The organism is Paraburkholderia sp. A1BS-2L (genome assembly GCF_051125205.1).
Taxonomy (GTDB): Bacteria; Pseudomonadota; Gammaproteobacteria; order Burkholderiales; family Burkholderiaceae; genus Paraburkholderia.
Window position 1 is genome coordinate 2010593 of the sequence record NZ_CP120429.1, and the last position, 21087, is coordinate 2031679.

Sequence of the window (21087 nt, forward strand, 5' to 3'; positions counted from 1 at the left end):
GCGCTGGGAGAATTGCCATGCCTCAACAGGTCAGCATGGGGGCCACACTGCAATGCTCGTTCGGCGCCGCGCCGTCGAGCCTCGTAGTGCTGCCCGTCAACCAGGTGATGGGCGAAGGCCCGCCCGCCGCGAACATCATGGACCACATACCGATGGTCAACATCATGCCGTTCGGCGTGTGCTCGTCGATGGCCAATCCCACGGTGGCATCGGCCACGGCGGCGGCGCTCGGCGTGCTCACGCCCATGCCGTGCATTCCCGCGACCTTCTCGCCGTGGGCCCCCGGCGCGCCGACCGTGCTGCTCGGCAACCAGCCCTCGCTCGATAACGTCTCGAAGTGCATGTGCAACTGGGGCGGCGTGGTGTCGATCGTGAATCCGGCCACCGTCAACACGATGATTCCCTGACTGATTGCTTGAGATGACTTCGCAAGATACGAACCGCAACGTAACAATGAGTTGCAAGGGAACCGGGGCGAACCTGCTGTTTCTGCGCATGACCGGCAGCGACGAACTGGGCCGCCTGAGCGAATACCGCGTGGACCTGCTGTGCGAGCAGAACAGCGTCACGCCCGCGCAGGTGCTCGGCCAGGACCTGTCGATCGCGCTCGCGCTGCCCGCGGGCGGAGAGCGCCAGTTCAACGGCATCGTGACGGTGTTCCGCATGACTTCGCCGGGCAACCAGCAGTACGGCAGCATGGCCGGCTATCAGGCCATCGTGCGCCCGCGCCTGTGGCTGCTCACGCGCGGCTCGCATTGCCGGTTCTTCTACCAGAAGACCGTGCCCGAGATCGTGATGAGCGTGCTCAACGACTACAACGTGGACGTGACCAACCGCTGCACGGCAACGTATCCAGCGCGCGAGCACTGCGCGCAGTACCGTGAGACCGATTTCGACTTCGTGAGCCGACTCATGGAGCACGAGGGCATCTACTACTATTTCGAGCACGCAAATGGCCGCCAGACCCTGGTGCTCGCCGACGCGGGCGACGTGCACGCGCCGATCCCGAACTACCGCGGCGTGCCGTATCGCGACCGCGACGCGGCCGCGCGCGAGGACATGGAGTGCGTCTACGAGTGGTTCTCGGGCGGCGAGCTTCAGACCGGCTACTACGAAACCAACGACTACGACTTCGAAAAGCCTTCGTCGAGCCTGCAAGGCGGCTTGCGCTCGCGCGCCACGCGCACCCAGCCTTACGACGCGCCAAGCTACACGATGCAGGAGCACCTCACGGGCCATACCGCGCCTGCCGACGGCGACCGCTACGCGCGCGTGGGCGTGGAGATCCGCCAGACGCGCAACGACAGCATCGAAGGCCGGGCTTCCATGCGCGGCATCTGGCCGGGCGGATTGCTGCAACTGAGCGAGCATCCGCTCGACGACTGCAACGACGGGTATCTGGTCGTTCGTGCGACATACGAAATCAATTCGGATACCTATGTGTCTAGTCGCGTGGCGCAAGGGCAGAGCAAGATGCCGTTCTTCGACTGCGCGTTCAGCGCGTTGCGCAAGGACAACCAGTTCCGCGCGGAGCGGCTCACGCCGCGCGCGGTGGTGGGTGGCCTGCAAACGGCAGTGGTGGTGGGCGACGCCGGCTCGGAGATCTGCACCGACGAATACGGCCGCATCAAGGTGCAGTTCCACTGGGAGCAACTGTACGAGAACGAAAGCAGCGAGGTCACCGACCGCTGCTGGGCGCGCGTCTCGCAGGGCTGGGCGGGCAAGACCTGGGGCATGTTCTTTCTGCCGCGCGTGGGGCAGGAGGTGATCGTCGAGTTTATCGAGGGCGACCCCGATCATCCGCTCGTCACGGGCAGCGTCTACAACGCGAGCCTGATGCCGCCGTACAAGCTGCCCGCCAATTCGGCCTTTGCCACCATCAAGAGCAATTCCACGCCCAATGCCTCGGGCAACAACGAGGTGCGCTTTCTCGACAAGGCTGGCGGCGAGCAATTGTTCTTTCATGCGCAGAAGGACCACGAAACCTGGGTGGTCAACGACGCGCTGATGAACGTGGGCAACGACCACCACCTGAAGGTCACCGGCAACGAGTACGTGCAGGTGAGCGGCGAGCGCCACGACCACGTGAGCGGCGCGCAGAACGCCAAGGTTGACGGCACGGCTTCGCTCGACGTGGGCGGCAAGCTTCAGGAGAAGGTCGGCACCGACTACGCCATCGACGCGGGCAAGAACATTCATATCAAGGCGGGCATGAACGTGGTGATCGAGGCGGGCATGAGCATCACCTTGAAGGCGGGCGGCGCGTTCGTGGTGATCGGGCCGAGTTCGGTCGCGGTGTCGGGCATGCCGATCCAGCTCAATTCGGGGGGCTCGGCGGGCTCGGGCGACGGCTCCTCACCCACCGCGCCCACCGACCCCAAGGACGCCGACGATGGCACGAAGAAAGTGGAATCGTGAGGTGTCTCGTGGCGTTGTTGATAGATATGCAATCCTGATGAAATGACGGGGGGAAGGGTAATGCGCAGGGTAATGCGATGCAACTGACCAATCCGATTCTCACGCTGCGCGTGGCGAAGTACAACGACGAGCCGCTTGCCGAGCCGATCGCGGTGCGCTTCGGCCCGGACGGCGGCACGATCGGCCGCGCCACCACCTGCACGCTCGTGCTGCCCGACCAGCAGCGCGCGATTTCGCGCGTGCATGCGCGCGTGGAGTGCCGGGGCGGCGAGTATCTGCTGTGCGATCTCGGTGCGAATCCGAGCGTGCTGAACCAGCGCGCGCTGGGCGGCACGCGCGAGGCGCGGCTTGCGCACGGCGATCAGCTGATGATCGGCGCGTATTTGCTGGAGGTGGCGCTGGCCGAGGCCACGGCGCAGGAGGAGGCGAGGCCGTTCGGGCGCGATCCGCTCGCGGGCGTGCAGGTGTTGCGCGGCGCGCCGCTGGCTGAGGGGGCGGCGTTGCCCGAAAATCCGTTCGCGCCTGGGGCACGCAGCTTTACAGGCAACGCGGGGAGCATCGGCGGGATGGGTGGCATGGGTGGCATGGGTGGCATGGGTGGCATCGGGGCAGGCGGTCTCGATGCGCTCGGCGAGGCACTGGGGGCGGGCGGACGCATGGCCGCGCGGCCCGGCTACACAGGATCGGAGAGCGACCATGTATCGCCCGAGTCGCAGGCGCTCGCGCCGCCTGCGCTTGCGCCCGCTTCGTTCGGTGCGGCAGGCGGCATCCCCGACGACTACGATCCGCTGGCCGATGTGCATGGCGCGTCGACGCCCGGCGTAGCGACGCCCGGCGTAGCGACGCCCGGCGCTTTTTCCCAGCATGCCGCGCCTGCGATGACGCCGGTGTCGCCGCCGATGCCCGCCGCGCCCGCGCAGGCGTTCGCGGCCATGCCTGGCGTAGCCGATCCGCTCGGTCTTGGCGCGCAGGGGCCTACCGGCCTGCCCGCGAGCCTGCTTGGCGACGCCGCGCCGCTCGGTGCGACGCCGTTCGACGATCTTTTTTCACCGGCTGTTCCCGCTGCGTCAGCTAACCCCGCTGCGTCAGCTAACCCCGCTGTACCGGCTAGCGTCGCGCCACAAGAGCAAGCGCAGCCGCAAGCGCATCAGATGCTGCCATCGGTCACGCAGATCTTTGTGCCGGACGCACCAGCCGCAACTGCCGTGGCGGCGCAGCCCGATTTGCCGCTGCCCATGCCCGCCAGGGCCGAAGAGCCGTCATTGTCTCCGCCTTCGCCGCCGCAACAGGAGCCGCAGCGACAAGGCGCGCCCGCCGTTGCGCCAACTCTCACGCCGGCTCCAGCCCCCACCGCGCCAGCCACGCCCGCGTCACCGCAAGACCAGGCCGTGCTCGCCGCGTTGCTCGAAGGCCTGGGCATCGAACCGGGCCGGGCGCCGAACCTGCCCGCCGCCGATCTCGCGCGGCTCGTCGGCACGATGTTGCGCGACTCGCTGCGCGGGACCATGGCGGTGCTGCGCGCGCGCTCGATGACCAAGCGCGAAGCGCGGCTCGACACCACGCTCATCGTGGCGCGCGACAACAACCCGCTCAAATTTTTCCCCGACGTGGACAGCGCGCTCGCGCAAATGCTCACGGGCCGCGCGCAAGGCTACTTGCCGCCGGCCGAGGCGGTCGCGCGGGCGTTCGTCGACATCGAATCGCATGAACTGGCCGTGCTCGTGGGCATGCGCGCGGCGCTTGCGCATGTGCTCGCGCGCTTCGATCCGGCCACGCTCGAGGCGCAGTTGAGCGAGCAGGGCATGCTCGACCGCGTGCTCTCGAACCGCAAGGCGAAGCTCTGGGACCGCTTCGTGGAATTGCGCGCGGGCATCGCGCGCGAAGCGGAGGACGACTTCCAGAAGCTTTTCGGCAAGGCGTTCAACGACGCATACGAGGCGCAGGTGGACGCGCTGCAACGCGCGCGCGAGGACGCCGCGGCCAAATCGGACAAATCGGATAAACCGGAAACGCGATCCGCCTGAAGCGGCGGCCCCTTTAAACCTAGACGATACACACGACAACGAGAACAACGTGTCCTGGAACAGCAAAATCATCTGGTCGGAAGGCATGTTTCTGCAGCCGCATCATCTGCAGCAGCATGACCGCTATTTGCAGGCCCAGCTCGAGACGCGCGCGGGCGGCCTGCGCCCTTATGCATGGGGCTTCGCGTCGCTGGAAATCGACGAGCAGCTGCTCAAGCTCGGCAAGTTCGCGTTGCTGTCGTGCTCGGGCGTCTTTCCCGACGGCACGCCGTTCAACCTGCCTGCCGACGACGATTTGCCCGAGCCGCTCGACATTCCCGAAGGCACGCGCGGCGTGCTCGTGACGCTCGCGTTGCCGGTGCGCAGGCCCGGCGTGCCGGAAACCGGCAATGAGGATAGCGAAGAAAATTTCGCGCGCCATCGCCGCGCGGAAGTCGAAGTGGCCGACAGCAACGACCCGAACGCGAGCGCGGCGCTGGTGGAAATCGGCAAGCTGCGCGTGCGCCTCGCGCTGGAGCCCGACGTGGCGAATGCCTACGCCACGGTAGGCGTGGCGCGCGTGATCGAGCGGCAGCCCGACAACCGCGTCGTGCTCGAAGCGGACTACAGCCCGCCCTGCATGGACTATCGCGTGGCGCCGCGTCTGCGTGCGTTCGCCGACGACCTCGTGGGCCTGCTGCACCAACGCGGCGAGGCACTGGCCGCGCGCCTCGTGCAACCGGGCGTGACGGGCGTGGCCGAGGTCTCCGACTTCCTGCTGCTCGAACTCATCAACCGCGCGGAGCCGCTCGCGGCGCACTTCTCGACGATGACGGGCCTGCATCCCGAATCGCTCTATTGCATGGTGGTTCAGCTAGCGGGCGAATTGGCCACGTTCAGCCAGAAGAACAAGCGCCCCAGCGCATATCCGGTCTATCGGCATGACCGCTTGCGCGAAACCTTCGCGCCCGTGATCGACGATCTGCGCGCGGCGCTCAGCATGGTGATGGACCCGCACGCGGTGCCGATCCCGCTCGAAGAGCGCAAGTTCGGCCTGCGCGTTGCGCTGGTGCCCGACAAGAACCTGTTCGCCTCGGCCACCTTCGTGCTGGCCGTGCGCGCGCAGATGCCGGCCGAAGCCATCCTCACCGGCTTCGCGCCGCAAGTGAAGATCGGGCCGATCGAGCGCATCCGCGACCTCGTGAATCTGCAATTGCCGGGCATCGGCTTGCGCGCGCTGCCGGTGGCGCCGCGCCAGTTGCCGTTCCATGCGGGATTCACGTATTTCGAGCTCGACCGCGGCAACGAACTGTGGAAGCAGTTCGCCGCCTCGGCGGGCATGGCATTGCACGTCGCGGGTGAATTTCCCGGCCTCGCGATGGAATTCTGGGCGATCCGCCGCTAACCGCGCCTGGCGCCGCGCCATCGATTGAGGAGGACGTGCACCGTGTCACCCGACGACTCACCCATGAGCGCCGATCCCGGCGCCACCATCCTGATTCCGACGCCGGGCGGCGCGCGCGCGCCGTTCGTGGCGGCGGCCACCTCGGTCGCGCCGATTCCGGCCGGCGCGGGCGGCCTGAATCCGCTGCTGCGCGCGGCCAATCCGCTGATCGATCTCGCGCTGCCGTTGCGCCAATTGCCCACGCACCCCGACATCGAACAGTTGCGCACGCAACTGATTCAGATGATGCGCGGGTTCGAGACGCAAGGGCGCGCGAGCGGCTACGACGACGAAAAGCTCGGCGCCTCGCGCTACTGCCTGTGCACGTTCCTCGACGAGGCGATCTCCAGCACGCCGTGGGGCGCGGGCGCATGGGCGAGCCGCAGCCTGCTCGTGACCTTCCATAACGAGGCCTCGGGCGGCGAGCGCTTCTTCCTGATTCTCCAGCGGCTCGCGCAAAATCCCGGCGCGAACGTGGACATTCTCGAACTCATGTACGTGATACTCGGCCTTGGCTTTGAAGGGCGCTACCGCCTGATCGACGGCGGGCGCACGCAACTCGATCAGGTGCGCGAACGGCTCGAACAGATGATCCGCGCGCAGCGCGGCGCGCTCGAGCGCGAGCTCTCTGCGCACTGGCAGCCCGTGAACGCGGAGCGCAAGCCGCTGCTGCAACTCGTGCCGCTGTGGGTGGCGGCGGCGGTGGCGTGCGTCGTGCTGGTGGGCGCGCATCTGGTGCTGAGCTTCCGGCTCAACGACGCATCGGATGCGGTGTTCCAGGCGCTGCACGCCGTGCGCGTCGCGCCACCGCCGGTGCTGGCGGCGAAGATGGAAGCCGCGCCCAAGCCCGCGCCGAAGCTGTCGAAGTTCCTCGCGCCCGAGATCGCCCAGGGCCTCGTGCGCGTGACCGAGCAGCCCGACCGCACGATTGTCGAGGTGAACGGCGACGGCCTGTTCGCCTCGGGCAGCGCGGAGCTCACATCGACATATCTGCCGATCGTCCAGCGCATCGGCGACGCATTGAAGGACGTGCGCGGCAACGTCGTGGTCATCGGGCATACCGACAATCAACGGCTCATTTCCGCGCGCTTTCCGTCGAACTGGCACCTCTCGCAGGCGCGTGCGGAAACCGTGAAGGACCTGCTGATCGCGCGCACCGGCGCGCCCGCGCGCTTCACCTCCGAAGGGCGCGGCGACACCGAACCCATCGCGCCGAACGACAGCGCGGCCAACCGCGCGCGCAATCGCCGCGTGGACATTGCCGTGCTCGCACCGGGAGCCACGCCATGATCAAGAAACTGGTGGACTGGCTGCGGCGCAAGATCGTGCTGTCGTTTCTCGGCGTGCTTGCGCTCGCGCTGATCGTCTGGATCGAAGGGCCGCTGTTCGCGTGGGCCGGCAGCGCGCCGCTCGAAACGAGCGCGAGCCGCTGGATCGTGATCGCGGCGCTGTTCCTGCTGTGGGCGCTTTACTGGTTCGCGCGCTGGCTGCGCGCGCGCCTCGCGAACGTGAAGTTCACGCGCGTGGTGGCCGAAGGCGCGGGCGAAATGCCGCCCGGTAAGGAGCAATCGGACGCGGACGTGAACGCGCTGCGCAAGCGCTTCGAAGAGGCCATGGCCATTCTGCGCAGGTCGCGCGTGAAAGGGCGCTTCGGCAACCAGTACGTGTATCAGCTGCCGTGGTACATGTTCGTGGGCGCGCCCGGCACCGGCAAAACCACGGCGCTCACGCACTCGGGCCTGAAATTTCCGCTCTCGACGCAACTGGGCGGTCGGGCCGTGGGCGGCGTGGGCGGCACGCGCAACTGCGACTGGTGGTTCACCGACGACGCGGTGCTGTTGGATACCGCGGGCCGCTTCACGACCCAGGACAGCTTCGCTGCTGCCGATCAGGCCGCGTGGGGCGGCTTCCTGCAACTGCTGCGCAAATACCGGCCGCGCCGTCCGCTCAATGGCGTGATCGTCGCGGTGTCGGCGCAGGACCTGCTGCAGCTCTCGGACACGCAGCGCGCGTTGCAGGCTCAGGCCGTGCACGAGCGCCTGAAGGAGCTTTATGAGCGGCTCGGCACGCATTTCCCGGTCTATGTGCTGGTGACGAAGTGCGATCTGCTGGCCGGCTTCGCCGAGTTCTTCGATGATCTGGGCCGCGACGAACGCGAGCAGGTCTGGGGCATGACGTTCGCATTCGACGAGGGAGGAAGTCCGGACAAACCAGGCAATCCGAACGATGTCGCAGCGCAGATCTCGACTCAATTCCCGGCCGAGTTCGCCGCGCTCTCGCAGCGCTTGCAGGCGCGCGTGCTGCATCGCATGCAGCAGGAGACGGATACGCGGCGGCGCGCGCTCGTCTACGGTTTCCCGCAGCAGTTCGCGGGGCTCGAAGGCGTATTGCAGGCGTTCCTCAACGACGCATTCAGCGCGTCGCGCTATGAAAAGCCGGTGCTGCTGCGCGGCGTCTATTTCACGAGCGGCACCCAGGAAGGGCGGCCGATCGACCGTGTCATGAGCGCGGTGGCGGCCACGCTCGGCCTGCAGCAGCAGGTCCTGCTGCCGGACGCCTCGGCGGGCCGCGCGTACTTCATCACGCGGCTCATGCGCGACGTGATCTTTCACGAGGCGGGGCTCGCGGGCACCAATCGCGGGCTCGAGCGGCGGCGCGCGTGGATTCAGCGCATCGCGCTCGGTGCCATCGCGCTGCTCACGGTGCTGGCGCTCGGCGCGTTCTTCATCAGCTATCAACGCAATGAAGCCTGGGTGGCCCAAGCGGCGCAGCAGGTCGACGCGCTCAAGCAGCTTGCGCAGGCCACCCCGGCCACCGACAATCCGCTCACCCTGCTGCCGCTGCTGAACGCCGCGCGCGACTTGCCCGGCGGCTATGCGCAGCGCAACGCGAGTGTTCCGTGGCCCTCGCGTCTCGGCCTCTATCAAGGCGACAAGCTCGGGCTCGAAGCGCAGGCGAGCTACCGCCGGCTGCTCGCGCAAACGCTGCTGCCGCTCGTGGTGCGGCGCATGGAGGAAGAGCTGCGGCGCGGCGATGCGAACAACGGCGAGTTCCAGTACGCGGTGCTGCGCGCGTACCTGATGCTCGGCGACCCCTCGCACTACGACGCCGACGCGGTGCGCCTGTGGGCCGACGTCGACTGGCAGCGCGGCCCGTTGCGCGATGCGAGCGATGCGCAACGCAGCGACCTCGACGGCCATCTCGCGGCGCTGTTCGACCCGGCGTTCTTCGATCCCTCGCTGCCGCTCGACAAGAACCTGATCCAGCAGGCGCGCATGAACCTCGCGAAAATGCCGCTCGCGCAGCGCATGTTCGAGAGCGTGCGGCGCGATCTCGACGCCCAGCATCTGCCCGATTTCAGCGTGGCGGGCGCGGGCGGCCAGAACGCCGCGCTCGTGCTGGTGCGCAAGAGCGGCGCGCCGCTCACGCGCGGCGTGCCGGGCGCGTTCACGCTCGCGGGCTATGCGAAGTTCCTCGCGGCGCGCGATGCGGCGGTGCTCGACGTGGCGCGCGATAACTGGGTGCTGGGCCGCGACGAACAAGTGCTCACGCCCCCGGCGGCCAGCGACCTCAGGGCTGCGATGACGCAGCTTTACTACGACGAATATATTCGCCAGTGGGATGCGCTGCTCGGCGATATCGCCGTGGTGCCGTTCGACGGCGTGGACAAGGGCGCGCGCGTGGCCTACGCGCTCGGCAATGCCGATTCGCCGCTGCGCGCGGTGATGGTGGCGGCGGCGCGCGAAACCACGCTTGGCAATCTCGGCCTGGGCGGATCGATTGGCGCGCAGGCTGGGGCGCTCATCAACGGCAAGATCGAGGCGATGAAGAAGAAGCTGGAGAGCGCGCTCGGCAACGCGCCCGACGACGCGGCCAACAGCGTGCCCGCGCAGGTCAATCCCGTCGATGCGCATTTTCAGCCGCTGCATGACCTCGTGGGCAAGCCCGGCGCACCCGGGCCGTCGCCGCTCGATACCCAGCTCGCGGCGCTCAAGGACGCGGCCACTTACCTCCAGGCGGCCGATACCGCACGCCGGCAGGGCCTCGCGCCGCCGCCCGGCGACGCCATCGGCAAGCTCAAGCTCGCCTCGCAGGGCGCGCCCGCGCCGCTCGCGGCGGTCGTGAACGACGTCTCGAACGGCGCCACCGCGCTGATGGCGGGCGGCGAGCGTGCGCGCCTGAATGCCCTCTGGATGGCGAACGTCGGGCAGTTGTGCAAACAGGCGCTCGACGGGCGCTATCCGCTCGTGCGCGCCTCCACGCGCGACGCCGCGCCCGACGACTTCGGCCGCCTGCTCGCGCCGGGCGGCCTGATCGACGACTTCTTCCAGAAGAATCTGCAGAATTTCGTCGACATGTCGGGGCCGGCGTGGCGCTGGCGGGCCGGAACCGAATCGCCCGGCATTCCCGATGATGTGCTCGTGCAGTTCCAGCGCGCCGCGCAGATTCGCGATGCGCTGTTCCGCGCGGGCGGACGCGATGTCTCGGTGCGCTTCACGGTCAAGCCGATCGCGATCGATCCGTCCATCACGCAGTTCACGCTCGACGTGGACGGTCAGCAGTGGGTCGTCAAGCCGGGCGCGAACGAGGGCATGGGCTTCCAGTGGCCGAGCGGCAAAGGCACGGGGCAGGCGCACGTGGAATTCGCGCCGCCCGGCGGCGGCGACGCCCCGCGTGCCGACGGACCGTGGGCGCTGCTGCGTCTGATGGACAAGGCGCAGATGCAGCAGATGGGCCAGCCCGACCGCTTCAAGATCGATTTCGTTTCGGACGGCCGCCACGTGCAGCTGGAACTGGACGCGAGCAGCGTGACGAATCCGTTCCGGCGGGGCATGATCGATCAGTTTCGGTGCCCTGATCATCTATGAACGAGACGGGTTTCTTCGGCAAGGTGCGCACGCATGGCGACTTTGTCGCGCGGCGGCTGCCGGCGGCGTTTATCGAGCCGTGGGACCGCAGCGTCCAAGCTGGCATGCTGGAGGCGCGGGCGCGTTATGGCGCGCAGTGGCTGTCGCTCTATCTGAACGCGCCGGTATGGTGTTTCGCGCTCGGCGAGACCCTGTGCGGCGCGTCGGCCTGGGCCGGCGTGCTGATGCCGGGCGTGGACCGCGTGGGCCGCTATTTCCCGTTCACGCTCGCGCGGCCGGTGGCGCCCGGGCTGCTCGCGAACTGGCTGCACGGCGCGCAGCCATGGTTCGAGATGGCGGTGGCGCTCGCGCTCTCGACGCTTGCACCGTCTTTCGATCTGGAGCGTTTCGGCGATCAGGTGCGCATGCTCGATGGACTCGATGAAGAAGGGCGCACGCCCTGGCATCATGCTTGTGCGTGCGAGGGCGAGGAAAACGGCCTCGCGCTGGGCGAGTTCCTGGCCGCGCACGCGGTCGCGGGCGACAGCCTGTGGTGGAGCGAAGGATCAGCTGAGGTGGAGCCCACGCTGCGCGTCGCCACAGGGCTGCTCGACGGGCCGCGTTTCGCGGATTTGCTCGATGCGGCGCGAGCGCCGTGGAAGGCGGCGCTCGCGTTGCAGCGCGTTTGAAGCGCGCCATCAGACGCTCGCGCGTGGACAAGATTGCATTCAATGGAGAGATGACATGTTGGCTAACGTGAAGAACGTTTCGCAAGCGCGGCTGCGGCATGTGTGGCCCGCCGCGCTGGCCTGTTGCGCGGTCGTGCTCGCGGGCGCGATGCAAATCCCGGCCCATGCCCAGGTGATGAAGGAGAAGGACATCACCGAGCAGTCCGTCACCAGGGCGCTCACGCCGAACGAGACCGCCGGCGACGTGCTCACGCGCGGCTTCGTGCTGTCGAACCAGCAGCCCGGTGCGATGTCGGCGAAGGCGAAGCGGCCCGCGAAAGCGCCATCGGCGCAAATGCTCATTACCTTCGCCACCAATTCGACCGATCTGACGAGCACCGCGCGCGCGGCGCTCGACAAGGTCGCCCACGCGCTGCAATCCGACAAGCTCGCCGCGTACAAATTTCGCGTGGAAGGCCACGCCGACCCGCGCGGCAATCCGGACGCGAACATGACGCTGTCGCAGGGCCGCGCCCAGGCCGTGGTGGACTACCTCACGCAGCAGGATGGCATTGCAGCGGAGCGCTTGACCGCGATAGGCAAGGGGTCCGGCGAGCCGCTCAATACGCGCAATCCAGCCGCGCCGGAAAACCGCCGCGTGACGATCGTGACCGTTACCGATTGAACGGCGTGGCGTTCTTGCGCATCTCCGGCTGCCTGCCGGGAGCGGGTTCGCAGGCGCGTGCCGGCATCGCTAACGTTGCGTACGCAACGTTATTGGGTATGTGCGCCGGTTTCGCCTCGCCAGGCGTGTTTGCCTCGGGCGTGTCCAGCGCGCCGGCGGCAGTGCCCACGCTGAGCGCCGAGCTCGCCAGCGCGTTCGCGCCGAACCCCGAGGTCGTGCGCCTGCCGCTCGCGCAGCTTGCCGGCGCATTGCCGCCGGGCCCGACGCTGCGGCTCTATGCCATCACAGACCAGCCCGGCCTCTATGTGATGCATGCGCCGAGCCTCGCGGCGCAGGGCGCGATGTTCTCGCGCGTGGTCGCACTGATCGAACGGCGCGACATGCCGCACGACCGTGTGGTGTCGATGAGCGCCGTCGCCGCGAACGCGCGGCGCTTCGGCGAAGATCCCGCGGGGCTCACGGCGGGCAACAATTTCAGCGCGGCGCAGATTGCGCAGTTCTTCGAGGTGGCGCAGCGGCAGCGCGCGAGCCTGACTGAAGGCGAGCGTGCGTTGCAGGCGCTGCTCACGCAGTGGGGGCTCATCCATCGAGAGGCCGGTGAGGGCGGCACGGCGTGGCGCGCCGCGTCCTCGCGCGATTTTCTCGTGACGATTCCCGGTATGGGCAAGGGGCCGGCGGGCGAGGTGATCGACGCCGAAGTGCGTGCGGCGATCCTGAGCCACGAACTCGGGCATTGGCGCTTTTTCTCCGACGCCGCCTATGCCCATGCGTGCCGCGCCTTCTGGTGGCATCAGTTGACGTACACCGAGCGCGAGGCGCTGACCGGGGAACTGGCGGGCATGGGTTACGACCCGTCGGACCGCATCGTGATCGACGAAATGCAGGCCTATTTGCTGCACACGCCCGCGCGCTACATGCCGCTCGCCGATCAACCGGGCGCGGGCGGCGTGGACATCGCACGCGTGAAGCGCGGGCTCGAACTGAGCGTGCGCAGTGCTGGGCAAAACGCGCGACAATAGCGCCTTTGCCTGTTTCGTCACTACCTCGGCACCCCGGCCGTCACGCCAGCATGCAGAACGATTCCCACGCCAACGACCCTTCGATACCCAGCGCTCACGCCGATTCGTCTCGCCACGCGAACGCAGCACCGGAGCTCCCGGGCCGCGCGAGCTATACGCAGTTCGCGCAGCGCTACGCGCAAATGGCCCCGGAGAAACCGCACAACGCACTCTACGAGCGCCCGGCCACGGCTGCGCTGCTCGGTGACGTGGCGGGACTTCGCGTGCTCGACGCAGGCTGCGGCCCCGGCATTGTCAGCGCCGAACTGGCGCGCGCGGGCGCGCGGGTGCACGCATTCGATGTGACGCCCGCGATGGTCGAACTCGCGCAGTCGCATTGCGCGAGCCTGCCCGTGGAGGTCGCGCAAGGCGATCTGGGCCAGCCGCTCGCGTGGCTCGACGACGAGCAGTTCGACCGCATCGTCTGCTCGCTCGCACTCGACTATGTGGAGGACCTCGCGCCCGCCTTCGGAGAATTCCGGCGTGTAGCGCGGCCCGGCGCGCTGCTGGTGTTCTCGATGGCGCATCCGATGCGCGACTGGATCGACACGCGCACGCGCGGTGGCCGCTCGTACTTCGAGACCACGCGTTTTGGTCTGCACTGGGCCGGCTTCGGCGAACCGAAGCCTTATGTCGAGGCGTATCGGAGACCGCTTGCCGATATCGTCAATGCGCTGACCGCGAGCGGCTGGACGATCGAGCAACTGGTCGAGCCACAGCCGCAGCCGGAGATGAAGGCCGTGGCGCCCCGGCTCCATGCGGAGCTGGCGCTCGCGCCCGCGTTTCTCTGTGTGCGGGCGCGGCGCGCGTAGCGGCGCGCCTGGCCGCGTTCAGCTCAGCGGCGGCCAGCCGCCGAAAGCGACTCTTCCAGTGCGGCCACGCCGGCAGGCAAATCGACAGCCGCGCCCAGGTCGCACATCGTGCGGCCGAGCGCATGGACGGTGCGAAACAGATGGTGCTCGCGACATTGCTCGCCCATCTGCCCGATGCGCACGATGGGGAGTCCGAACGATCCGGCGATCTCCACCTGGTACTGCTGCGAGATATGGCTGCACACGTCGCGCGGCTTGACGCTCGCGGGCAGCGCGATGCCGACCACGGAGTTCAGGCGGCACGCCTCGGGCGTATAGAGTTCGAGACCGAGCGCCGTCACACCGCTCTGCAGCGCGAGCGAGCAGCGCTGATGCCGCGCGAAGCGCTTTTCCAGCGTCTCGGTGCAGACGAGCCGCAGTGCTTCGTGCAGCGCGAGCACGCCCGAAACCGGCGCGGTGTAGTGATAGCCCGCGTTGTGCCAGAAGTTTTCGGCGAGCATGGCATCGAGGCACCAATGCGTGTTAGGCACGGTGCGCGTGCGCACGCGCTCCCAGGCCGCATCGGAGAACGCGATCAGCGAAACGCCGGGAATCGACGACAGCCCTTTCTGTCCGCCGGTGATGACCACGTCGATGCCCCATGCGTCCATCTCCAGCGGCATCGTGCTCAGCGTGCAGACCGCGTCGACGACGACCAGCACGCCCGAGGCCTTCGCGATGCGCACGATGTCCTGCAACTGGCGGTTCCAGACCGTGTTGGAGGTCTCGCCGTGCACCACGGTGACGACTTCGGGGCGCGTGCGCTCGATGACCTGCGCGAGCGTGTCGAGCGAGACGATCTCGCGGTCGGCCACCTCGAGCGTCGTGACTTCGGCGCCCACGCGCCGCGCCATTTCCGCCATCCGTCCGCTGAAAAAGCCATTCACGATGGAGAGTACGCGCGTGCCGGGCCACGCGAGATTCGACACGGCCATTTCCATGGCCGCGGAGCCGGGGCCGGCCACGCCGAGCACCCAGTTCGAGCGCGTCTGGAACACGTAGCGCGCCATCGACTTCACCTGGTCGATTACGCGCGCCATGGTGTCGCCGAGGTGATTGATGACGACCGAGTTGGCCTTCGCGACCGCATCGGGAATGGGCACGGGGCCCGCACCCATCATGAGGAGCGGCTCTTCTGGCAGGATGCTGGTGAGCGGATCGACGCCCGGGCAGGGGACCGGCGCCGCGGCGGCCGCCGCCGCTGCCTGTTGCTGGGTCAGGGTGTCGGTGGGGCGCGTGGTGTCGGTCATGTCGAGGTCCTTTGCGGTGCTGGGAGAAAACGCGCGCGTGCGCGCGGTGGGAAAGAGTACAGTGTTTTCCGTGGCTGCCTATAAAACCATATACAGTTGCACGGATTTTTTCTGAACAGTGCACGGGCGCTGCCCGGGTCCGGGGGAAAGCCCTGGGGCTGCGGCCTATAATGGCGCGGGCCAAACCGGCACCGCACATCGACATCATCAAGGAGACCACGGCATGCCGCAATTCGCCGTCGACAACCCGTTTCTCGAAACGCTCGGCGTAAGCATCGCGCAGTGGCGCGAGGGCTATGTGGAACTGCTCATGCCGATCGACGCTTCGAAGCTCAACCGTCAGGGCGTGTTGCAAGGCGGCGCGATCGCCACGCTGCTCGACGCGGCGGCAGGATACGCGGGCCTGTTCGCGGAGCAGGGTCAGCCGCCGAGACATGGCTTTACGCTCTCGCTCACCACCAATTACCTGGACAAGGGGCTCGGGCAGCTCGTGCGGGCCAAGGGCTTTCTCGAGCGCGGCGGCCGGTCGGTGTTTTTCGCACGCGCCGAGGCGTGGGTGGATGAACGCTTGCTGATCGCGAGCGCACAGGGCACGTTCAAGTATTCGAAGACGGCTTGACGTTGTGTTTCGGCATGGCGCCGGATTTGGTTCGGATTCCTTTTCTCATTGCCGTAGGCGCAAAAACCCGCCAACCGTAAGGCTGGCGGGTTTTTGCGTTCGAGGCGTGCGCTGCGTTTGGCTCGTTTGGCCTCGCTTTCAACCCAGCAGCAGCGCGTCGTCGTCGAGCTTCTCGTGGCGCGTCTGCTCGAACATGCGCAGCAGGTCCGGCACATCGAGCCCACGGCGCTCGTCGCCGGACACGTCCAGCACCACTTGCCCCTGGTGCAGCATCACGGTGCGCTGGCCGTAGTCGAGCGCCTGGCGCATGCTGTGCGTGACCATCATGGTCGTGAGCTTCGCTTCTTCGACGATGCGCGCGGTCAGTTCCAGCACGAACGCGGCTGTCTTCGGATCGAGCGCGGCCGTGTGCTCGTCGAGCAGCAAGATGCGCGAGGGCTGGAGCGAGGCCATCAGGAGGCTCACTGCCTGGCGCTGGCCGCCCGAGAGCAAACCAATGCGGTCGGTCAAGCGGTTTTCGAGGCCGAGGTTCAGGAGGCGCAGCTTGTCGCGGAACAGTTCGCGGTCCTGCTTCCTGAGCGCGGGGCCGAAGCCGCGGCGCTTGCCGCGCGCCATCGCGAGCGCCATGTTCTCTTCGATCGTGAGTGCCTCGCAGGTGCCTGCCATCGGGTCCTGAAACACGCGCGCGACGAGGTGCGCGCGGTCCCACGCCTGCTTTTTCGTGACATCCTGGCCGTCGATGGTGATCTTGCCGCCATCGACCATCTGGTCGCCGCTGATGGCGTTCAGGAAGGTGGACTTGCCCGCGCCGTTCGAGCCGATCACGGCCACGAATTCGCCCGTGGGGATTTCCAGCGTGAGCCCGCGCAACGCGCGCGTTTCGATCGGCGTGCCGGGATTGAAAGTGAGTCTGAGGTCTTGTGCGCTGAGCATCGCTTAGGCCCTCCCGTTCTTGCGGGCGAAAAGTTTCTTGCGCGTGGCCGGCAGCACGAGCGCGATCGTCACGAGCACGGCGGTGACCAGATTCAGGTCCTGCGCCTTCAGGCCGATGAAGTCGCTATTGAGCGCGAGCGCAATGAAGAAGCGATAGAGAATCGCGCCGAGCACGGCCGCGAGCGTCGTGAGCACAAGGCGCCGAGCGGGCAGGATGCTTTCGCCGATGATGACCGCCGCGAGCCCGATCACGATGGTGCCGATGCCCATCGAGATGTCCGAGCCGCCCTGAGTCTGCGCGAACAGCGAGCCCGCGAGCGCCACCAACGCATTCGAGAGCGCCATGCCCGCGAGCGTCGCGCGGCCCGTGGCGATGCCCTGGGCGCGCGCCATGCGCGGGTTCGCGCCGGTCGCGCGCAGCGCGAGGCCGTATTGCGAGGAGAAGAACCAGTCGACGCCGAACTTGGCTGCGAGCACCACGACGAACAGCGCGAGCGGGCGCAACACATAGTCGGGCAGCCATGCGGGCTGAATCTTCGTGAAGACCGTGGCCTCGGAGATGAGCGGCACATTCGGCGCGCCCATCACGCGCAGGTTGATCGAATAGAGCGCGATCATCATGAGAATGCTCGCGAGCAAATCCATGATCTTCAGGCGCACGTTGAGCCAGCCGGTGATGAAGCCCGCGAGCGCGCCGGCGATCATCGCGCAGACGGTGGCGAGAAACGGATCGTGGCCGCTCGCGATCAGCGTCGCGGCGACGGCGCCGCCTAGCGGAAAGCTGCCGTCGACGGTGAGATCGGGGAAGTTGAGGATGCGAAACGAGATCAGCACCCCGAGGGCGACGAGGCTGAAGATCAGGCCGATCTCGAGCGCGCCCAGTAGCGAATAGAGGGACATGGGGAAATCCTGTTGCGGTCTGCGGCGCGCGGATGGTGGTTGCTGCGCCGGATCGTTCGCCGCAAGCGCGCGGCCCGGGTGAGGCGGCGCGCTTGCGGGCGCGGGGGCCCGTTCTGGGCCAGTAGTTTTTTACGGCTCGGCTGCGGTGTTGCGTGTGGCTTTTGCGTGCTGCTTTTGGGCGTTTCCCAGCGGCATGTTCGCGCTGGTTTCGCGCGGCCTTTCCGTTCGGAAACGGCCCGGTTTGCGCGCTGTTTCCGATCAGCAATGCCCCGCGCGCGGGGCGGGCGCGATGCTTGACGCGGTGGCGGGCGTTACTTCACGACCGTGGTGGCGTCCTTGAGCAGATCGTCGGAGAGCTTCACGCCTTGCTTCTGCGCGGCGGCCGGGTTCACGTACAGCTGCAGCTTGTTGCTGGTTTCCGATGCGATCGCGCCGGGTTTTTCGCCCTTCAGGATGCGCACGACCACCTTGCCGGTCTGATGGCCGAGGTCGCTGTAGTCGATGCCGAGCGCCGCGACGGCGCCGCGCTTCACGCTGTCCGTGTCGGCGGCAACGAGCGGAATCTTCGCGTCGTTGGCCACTTTCACGAGCGCCTCGTAGGCCGAGACCACGTTGTTGTCGGTGTTCGTGTAGATCACGTCGACCTTGCCGATCAGGCTCTTCGCCGCCGGGCCAATGTCCACGGTGCGCGGCGCAGCCGCTTCCTTGAGCGTCATGCCTTGCTGCGCAAGCAGGGTCTTGAGCTGCTTCACGACCACGACCGAGTTGGCTTCGCCGGGGTTATAGACCATGCCCACGTTCTTCGCATTCGGCACCACGCGCTTGATGAGCGCGATTTGCTTGTCGAGCGGGAGCTTGTCGGACACGCCGGTCACGTTGGTGCCGCTGGGCGCCCAGGTCTTCACGAGCTTTGCGGCGACCGGATCGGTCACGCCCGAGTAGACCACCGGCACCGTCTTGGTTGCGGCCACAACGGCCTGCGCCGAAGGCGTGGCGATCGCGACGATCGCGCTCGGGTTGTCGCCCACGAACTTGCGGGCGATCTGCGCGGCCGTGCCGGTGTTGCCCTGTGCGCTCTGGTATTCCCACTTGAGGTTCTTGCCGGCGTCGTAGCCGGCGGCCTTGAGCTCGTCGCGCACGCCGTCGCGGATTGCGTCGAGGGCGGGGTGTTCGACGATCGACAGCACTTCCACGGTGGTGGTTTCGGCCGCGTGGGCCGCGCCGGTGGCGAACGTGATCGCGGCAGCGCCGGCGATCAGGGTAAGGGTGGCGTTCTTGGCGGCTTGCGTGAAGCTTTTCATTGTCTCTGATCTCCCCCGAATGCTCGGTTCTTTCAATTCAGCACGGGTGTGTGCGGCGAGGCAGCGAGCATACCACTGCGCCGCGCGTGTCCGGAACGTGCGCAAGGCCGATGGTGCCCGGATGCGACGGTGCCGTGGCGGCGCGTAGTAAACCATGCCGGCGATTTTCAGGAAAAATCGGTGGGTTGCCGGAAGTTTTCCCGGATTCCAATTGGAAATAATGGTTCGATGTGTACTGGCGAGTTATGTGTTTGATATTTTTTTGATACGGCATTTCATTGAAATGAAAATGTAATTTTTCGCAATAAAATCAAGAGGTTGCGAGTATTTACATTTAGGGTTTTTACTTATTGCGCGAGGTGGCTGATCGGGTGGTTAGGTAAGTATCTAAAATGATCATCGGCGCAAATAAATATAATAGATAAGGTGCTGCAGCGATTTTTTAGAAAAAATCAGATTTTCTGATTGGAAATCCGTTTCTCCACACCGCCGCCAGACGGGCCTGTGGCGGCCTTCAGCCCTGCCTAACTCCCCGGGCCGCCGATATTTCAAGGGTTTTCCGCACATCCTGGGTGGTTTTCGTCAATTGACTTACGTCAATATAGCCATCGATATCCGAAAAAACCCTCGGTTGCGGAATGGGTAGGTTTATTGATAGCATCCGCGGGTCGCTGATTTTGGCCGGATCACCTTCCAGGTTTGAAATGCAGCGAACGGGGCAGGCGGATCGCTTGCGCAATAGGGGCCGTACTCACGGTCTCTCCGAACTGAAGCCGCTACCAGGCGGCCGATACATGCCGGGCCCCGTTGCGTCTGTTGTCTTTCTGGCCCGTCCTTGTTGTCCTCCCTGGCCACATTCTCGGGGTGCTGTTCGTTTGCGCAGGTCATGCCGCTTGCCCGGTTGACCCGAAAACAATCGAGGAGCTCCTGATGACGCCGCTGTCCTGTTTTAACCGTAACCGCCTTGCTTCCCTTTCCGTGGCCGCCGCGCTGCTCGCCTTTGGCGCCGCCGCGAACGCCGAAACCGTGAAGATCGCCATTGCCGGCCCGTTCAGCGGCCCGGTCGCCCAGTACGGCGACATGGTCAAGGCAGGCGCCCTGACCGCGATCGAACAGATCAACGCCGCCGGTGGCGCGAACGGCAACAAGCTCGAAGCCGTCATGATGGACGACGCATGCGAGCCGAAGCAGGCCGTCGCCGTCGCGAACAAGATCGTTTCGCAGCACATCCACTATGTGATCGGCCACGTGTGCTCGGGCTCGACGATTCCCGCTTCGGACATTTACGAGAACGAAGGCGTGGTGATGGTCACGCCGTCGGCAACCGCGCCGCAGCTCACCGAAGGCAAGAAGCGCCAGTACATCTTCCGCACGATCGGCCGCGACGACCAGCAAGGTCCCGCCGCTGCCGCGTACATCATCAACAAAGTCAAGCCGAAGAAGGTCGCGATCCTGCACGACAAGCAGTCGTACGGGCAGGGCATCGCCACTTCGGTCAAGGCCGCGCTCGACAAGGCACACATCCCGGTGGTGGTGTTCGAAGGCATCAACGCAGGCGATTCGGACTACTCGGCAGTCGTCACCAAGCTCAAGTCGCAGGGTGTGGACTTCGTCTACTTCGGCGGCTATCACCCGGAAATGGGCCTCCTGATGCGCCAGTCGCGTGAGCAGGGCGTGAAGGCCACGTTCATGGGACCGGAAGGCGTGGGCAACAAGGACGTGACGGCCATTGCTGGCCCCGCTTCGGAAGGCATGCTCGTCACGCTGCCGGCCGACTTCGCTTCGGACCCGGCCAACGGCAAGCTCGTGAAGGCGTTCGCCGACGCCAAGCGCGACGCGAACGGTCCGTTCCAGATGCCGTCCTACGCTGCGGTCGAAGTGATCGCCGACGGCATCGCGGGCGCCAAGAGCACCGATCCGACCAAGGTCGCGGCCTGGATGCACAAGAACGCGATGAGCACGCCGATCGGCAAGGTGGAGTACGACGCCCAGGGCGACCTGAAGTCGTTCCGCTTCGTCGTCTACACGTGGCACAAGGACGCCACCAAGACCGCCGCGAACTGATCCTGGCGCTGCGCTGCGGGCGCGGCGCGAACTTCCCGCTTTCCGC

The 21087-nt window shown here is 66.7% G+C and carries 16 protein-coding genes; 12 read left to right on the top strand and 4 right to left on the bottom strand.

All coding sequences use genetic code 11. The features are described from left to right. Positions 1 to 17: 17 nt before the first annotated feature. The 10 genes from P5W98_RS23960 (at position 18) to P5W98_RS24005 (ending at position 13935) form a co-directional block, all read left to right on the top strand. Positions 18 to 407, top strand: a complete 390-nt coding sequence (locus tag P5W98_RS23960; RefSeq protein ID WP_421025638.1) for a DUF4280 domain-containing protein — start codon at positions 18 to 20, stop codon at positions 405 to 407. A gap of 46 nt (positions 408 to 453) precedes the next feature. Then, positions 454 to 2418, top strand: coding sequence for a type VI secretion system Vgr family protein (locus P5W98_RS23965; RefSeq protein WP_421025637.1), 1965 nt, complete (start codon positions 454 to 456; stop codon positions 2416 to 2418). 77 nt (positions 2419 to 2495) lie between these two features. Beyond that, on the top strand, positions 2496 to 4442 hold the full coding sequence (tagH, locus tag P5W98_RS23970) for a type VI secretion system-associated FHA domain protein TagH (protein WP_421025636.1): 1947 nt from the start codon (positions 2496 to 2498) through the stop codon (positions 4440 to 4442). A 49-nt stretch (positions 4443 to 4491) separates the two neighbouring features. Next, entirely contained in the window at positions 4492 to 5826 is a 1335-nt protein-coding gene (gene tssK, locus P5W98_RS23975) for a type VI secretion system baseplate subunit TssK (RefSeq protein WP_421025635.1), read from the top strand. 63 nt (positions 5827 to 5889) lie between these two features. Beyond that, complete coding sequence (tssL, locus tag P5W98_RS23980) at positions 5890 to 7155, top strand: type VI secretion system protein TssL, long form (RefSeq protein ID WP_421025634.1); 1266 nt, start codon at positions 5890 to 5892, stop codon at positions 7153 to 7155. Then, entirely contained in the window at positions 7152 to 10733 is a 3582-nt protein-coding gene (tssM, locus tag P5W98_RS23985; RefSeq protein WP_421025633.1) for a type VI secretion system membrane subunit TssM, read from the top strand. Before tssL ends, tssM begins: the two co-directional genes overlap by 4 nt. Continuing rightward, entirely contained in the window at positions 10730 to 11401 is a 672-nt protein-coding gene (gene tagF, locus P5W98_RS23990) for a type VI secretion system-associated protein TagF (RefSeq protein ID WP_421025632.1), read from the top strand. The genes tssM and tagF overlap by 4 nt, the downstream gene beginning before the upstream one ends. A 55-nt stretch (positions 11402 to 11456) precedes the next feature. Next, positions 11457 to 12065, top strand: a complete 609-nt coding sequence (locus P5W98_RS23995) for an OmpA family protein (RefSeq protein ID WP_421025631.1) — start codon at positions 11457 to 11459, stop codon at positions 12063 to 12065. Positions 12066 to 12163: 98 nt separating this feature from the next. Next, complete coding sequence (locus tag P5W98_RS24000; RefSeq protein ID WP_421025630.1) at positions 12164 to 13084, top strand: hypothetical protein; 921 nt, start codon at positions 12164 to 12166, stop codon at positions 13082 to 13084. Between the two features lie 50 nt (positions 13085 to 13134). Further along, positions 13135 to 13935: a class I SAM-dependent methyltransferase gene (locus P5W98_RS24005; protein ID WP_421025629.1), complete on the top strand. Its 801-nt coding sequence runs from the start codon at positions 13135 to 13137 to the stop codon at positions 13933 to 13935. Positions 13936 to 13958: 23 nt separating this feature from the next. Here the strand turns inward: P5W98_RS24005 and P5W98_RS24010 are convergent, their stop codons facing one another. Next, a complete protein-coding gene (locus P5W98_RS24010) occupies positions 13959 to 15095 on the bottom strand; it encodes a pyridoxal-phosphate-dependent aminotransferase family protein (RefSeq protein ID WP_421027017.1) in 1137 nt (378 codons plus the stop codon). Positions 15096 to 15447: 352 nt separating this feature from the next. On the opposite strand from P5W98_RS24010, the gene P5W98_RS24015 reads away from it, so the two are divergent. Next, complete coding sequence (locus P5W98_RS24015; protein WP_421025628.1) at positions 15448 to 15843, top strand: PaaI family thioesterase; 396 nt, start codon at positions 15448 to 15450, stop codon at positions 15841 to 15843. A gap of 138 nt (positions 15844 to 15981) precedes the next feature. On the opposite strand, the gene P5W98_RS24020 is transcribed toward P5W98_RS24015, so the two are convergent. From P5W98_RS24020 to P5W98_RS24030, 3 genes are all read right to left on the bottom strand, one after another. Beyond that, positions 15982 to 16776 (bottom strand): ABC transporter ATP-binding protein, encoded by a 795-nt coding sequence (locus P5W98_RS24020; protein WP_421025627.1) that lies wholly within the window; start codon positions 16774 to 16776, stop codon positions 15982 to 15984. A gap of 3 nt (positions 16777 to 16779) precedes the next feature. Continuing rightward, positions 16780 to 17676 carry an ABC transporter permease gene (locus P5W98_RS24025; RefSeq protein ID WP_213302438.1) on the bottom strand — a complete coding sequence of 299 codons (897 nt, stop codon included), beginning with the start codon at positions 17674 to 17676 and terminating at the stop codon, positions 16780 to 16782. A 311-nt stretch (positions 17677 to 17987) separates the two neighbouring features. Then, positions 17988 to 18977: an ABC transporter substrate-binding protein gene (locus tag P5W98_RS24030; RefSeq protein ID WP_421025626.1), complete on the bottom strand. Its 990-nt coding sequence runs from the start codon at positions 18975 to 18977 to the stop codon at positions 17988 to 17990. 930 nt (positions 18978 to 19907) lie between these two features. On the opposite strand from P5W98_RS24030, the gene P5W98_RS24035 reads away from it, so the two are divergent. Further along, entirely contained in the window at positions 19908 to 21041 is a 1134-nt protein-coding gene (locus tag P5W98_RS24035; RefSeq protein ID WP_421025625.1) for a branched-chain amino acid ABC transporter substrate-binding protein, read from the top strand. Positions 21042 to 21087 lie beyond the last annotated feature (46 nt).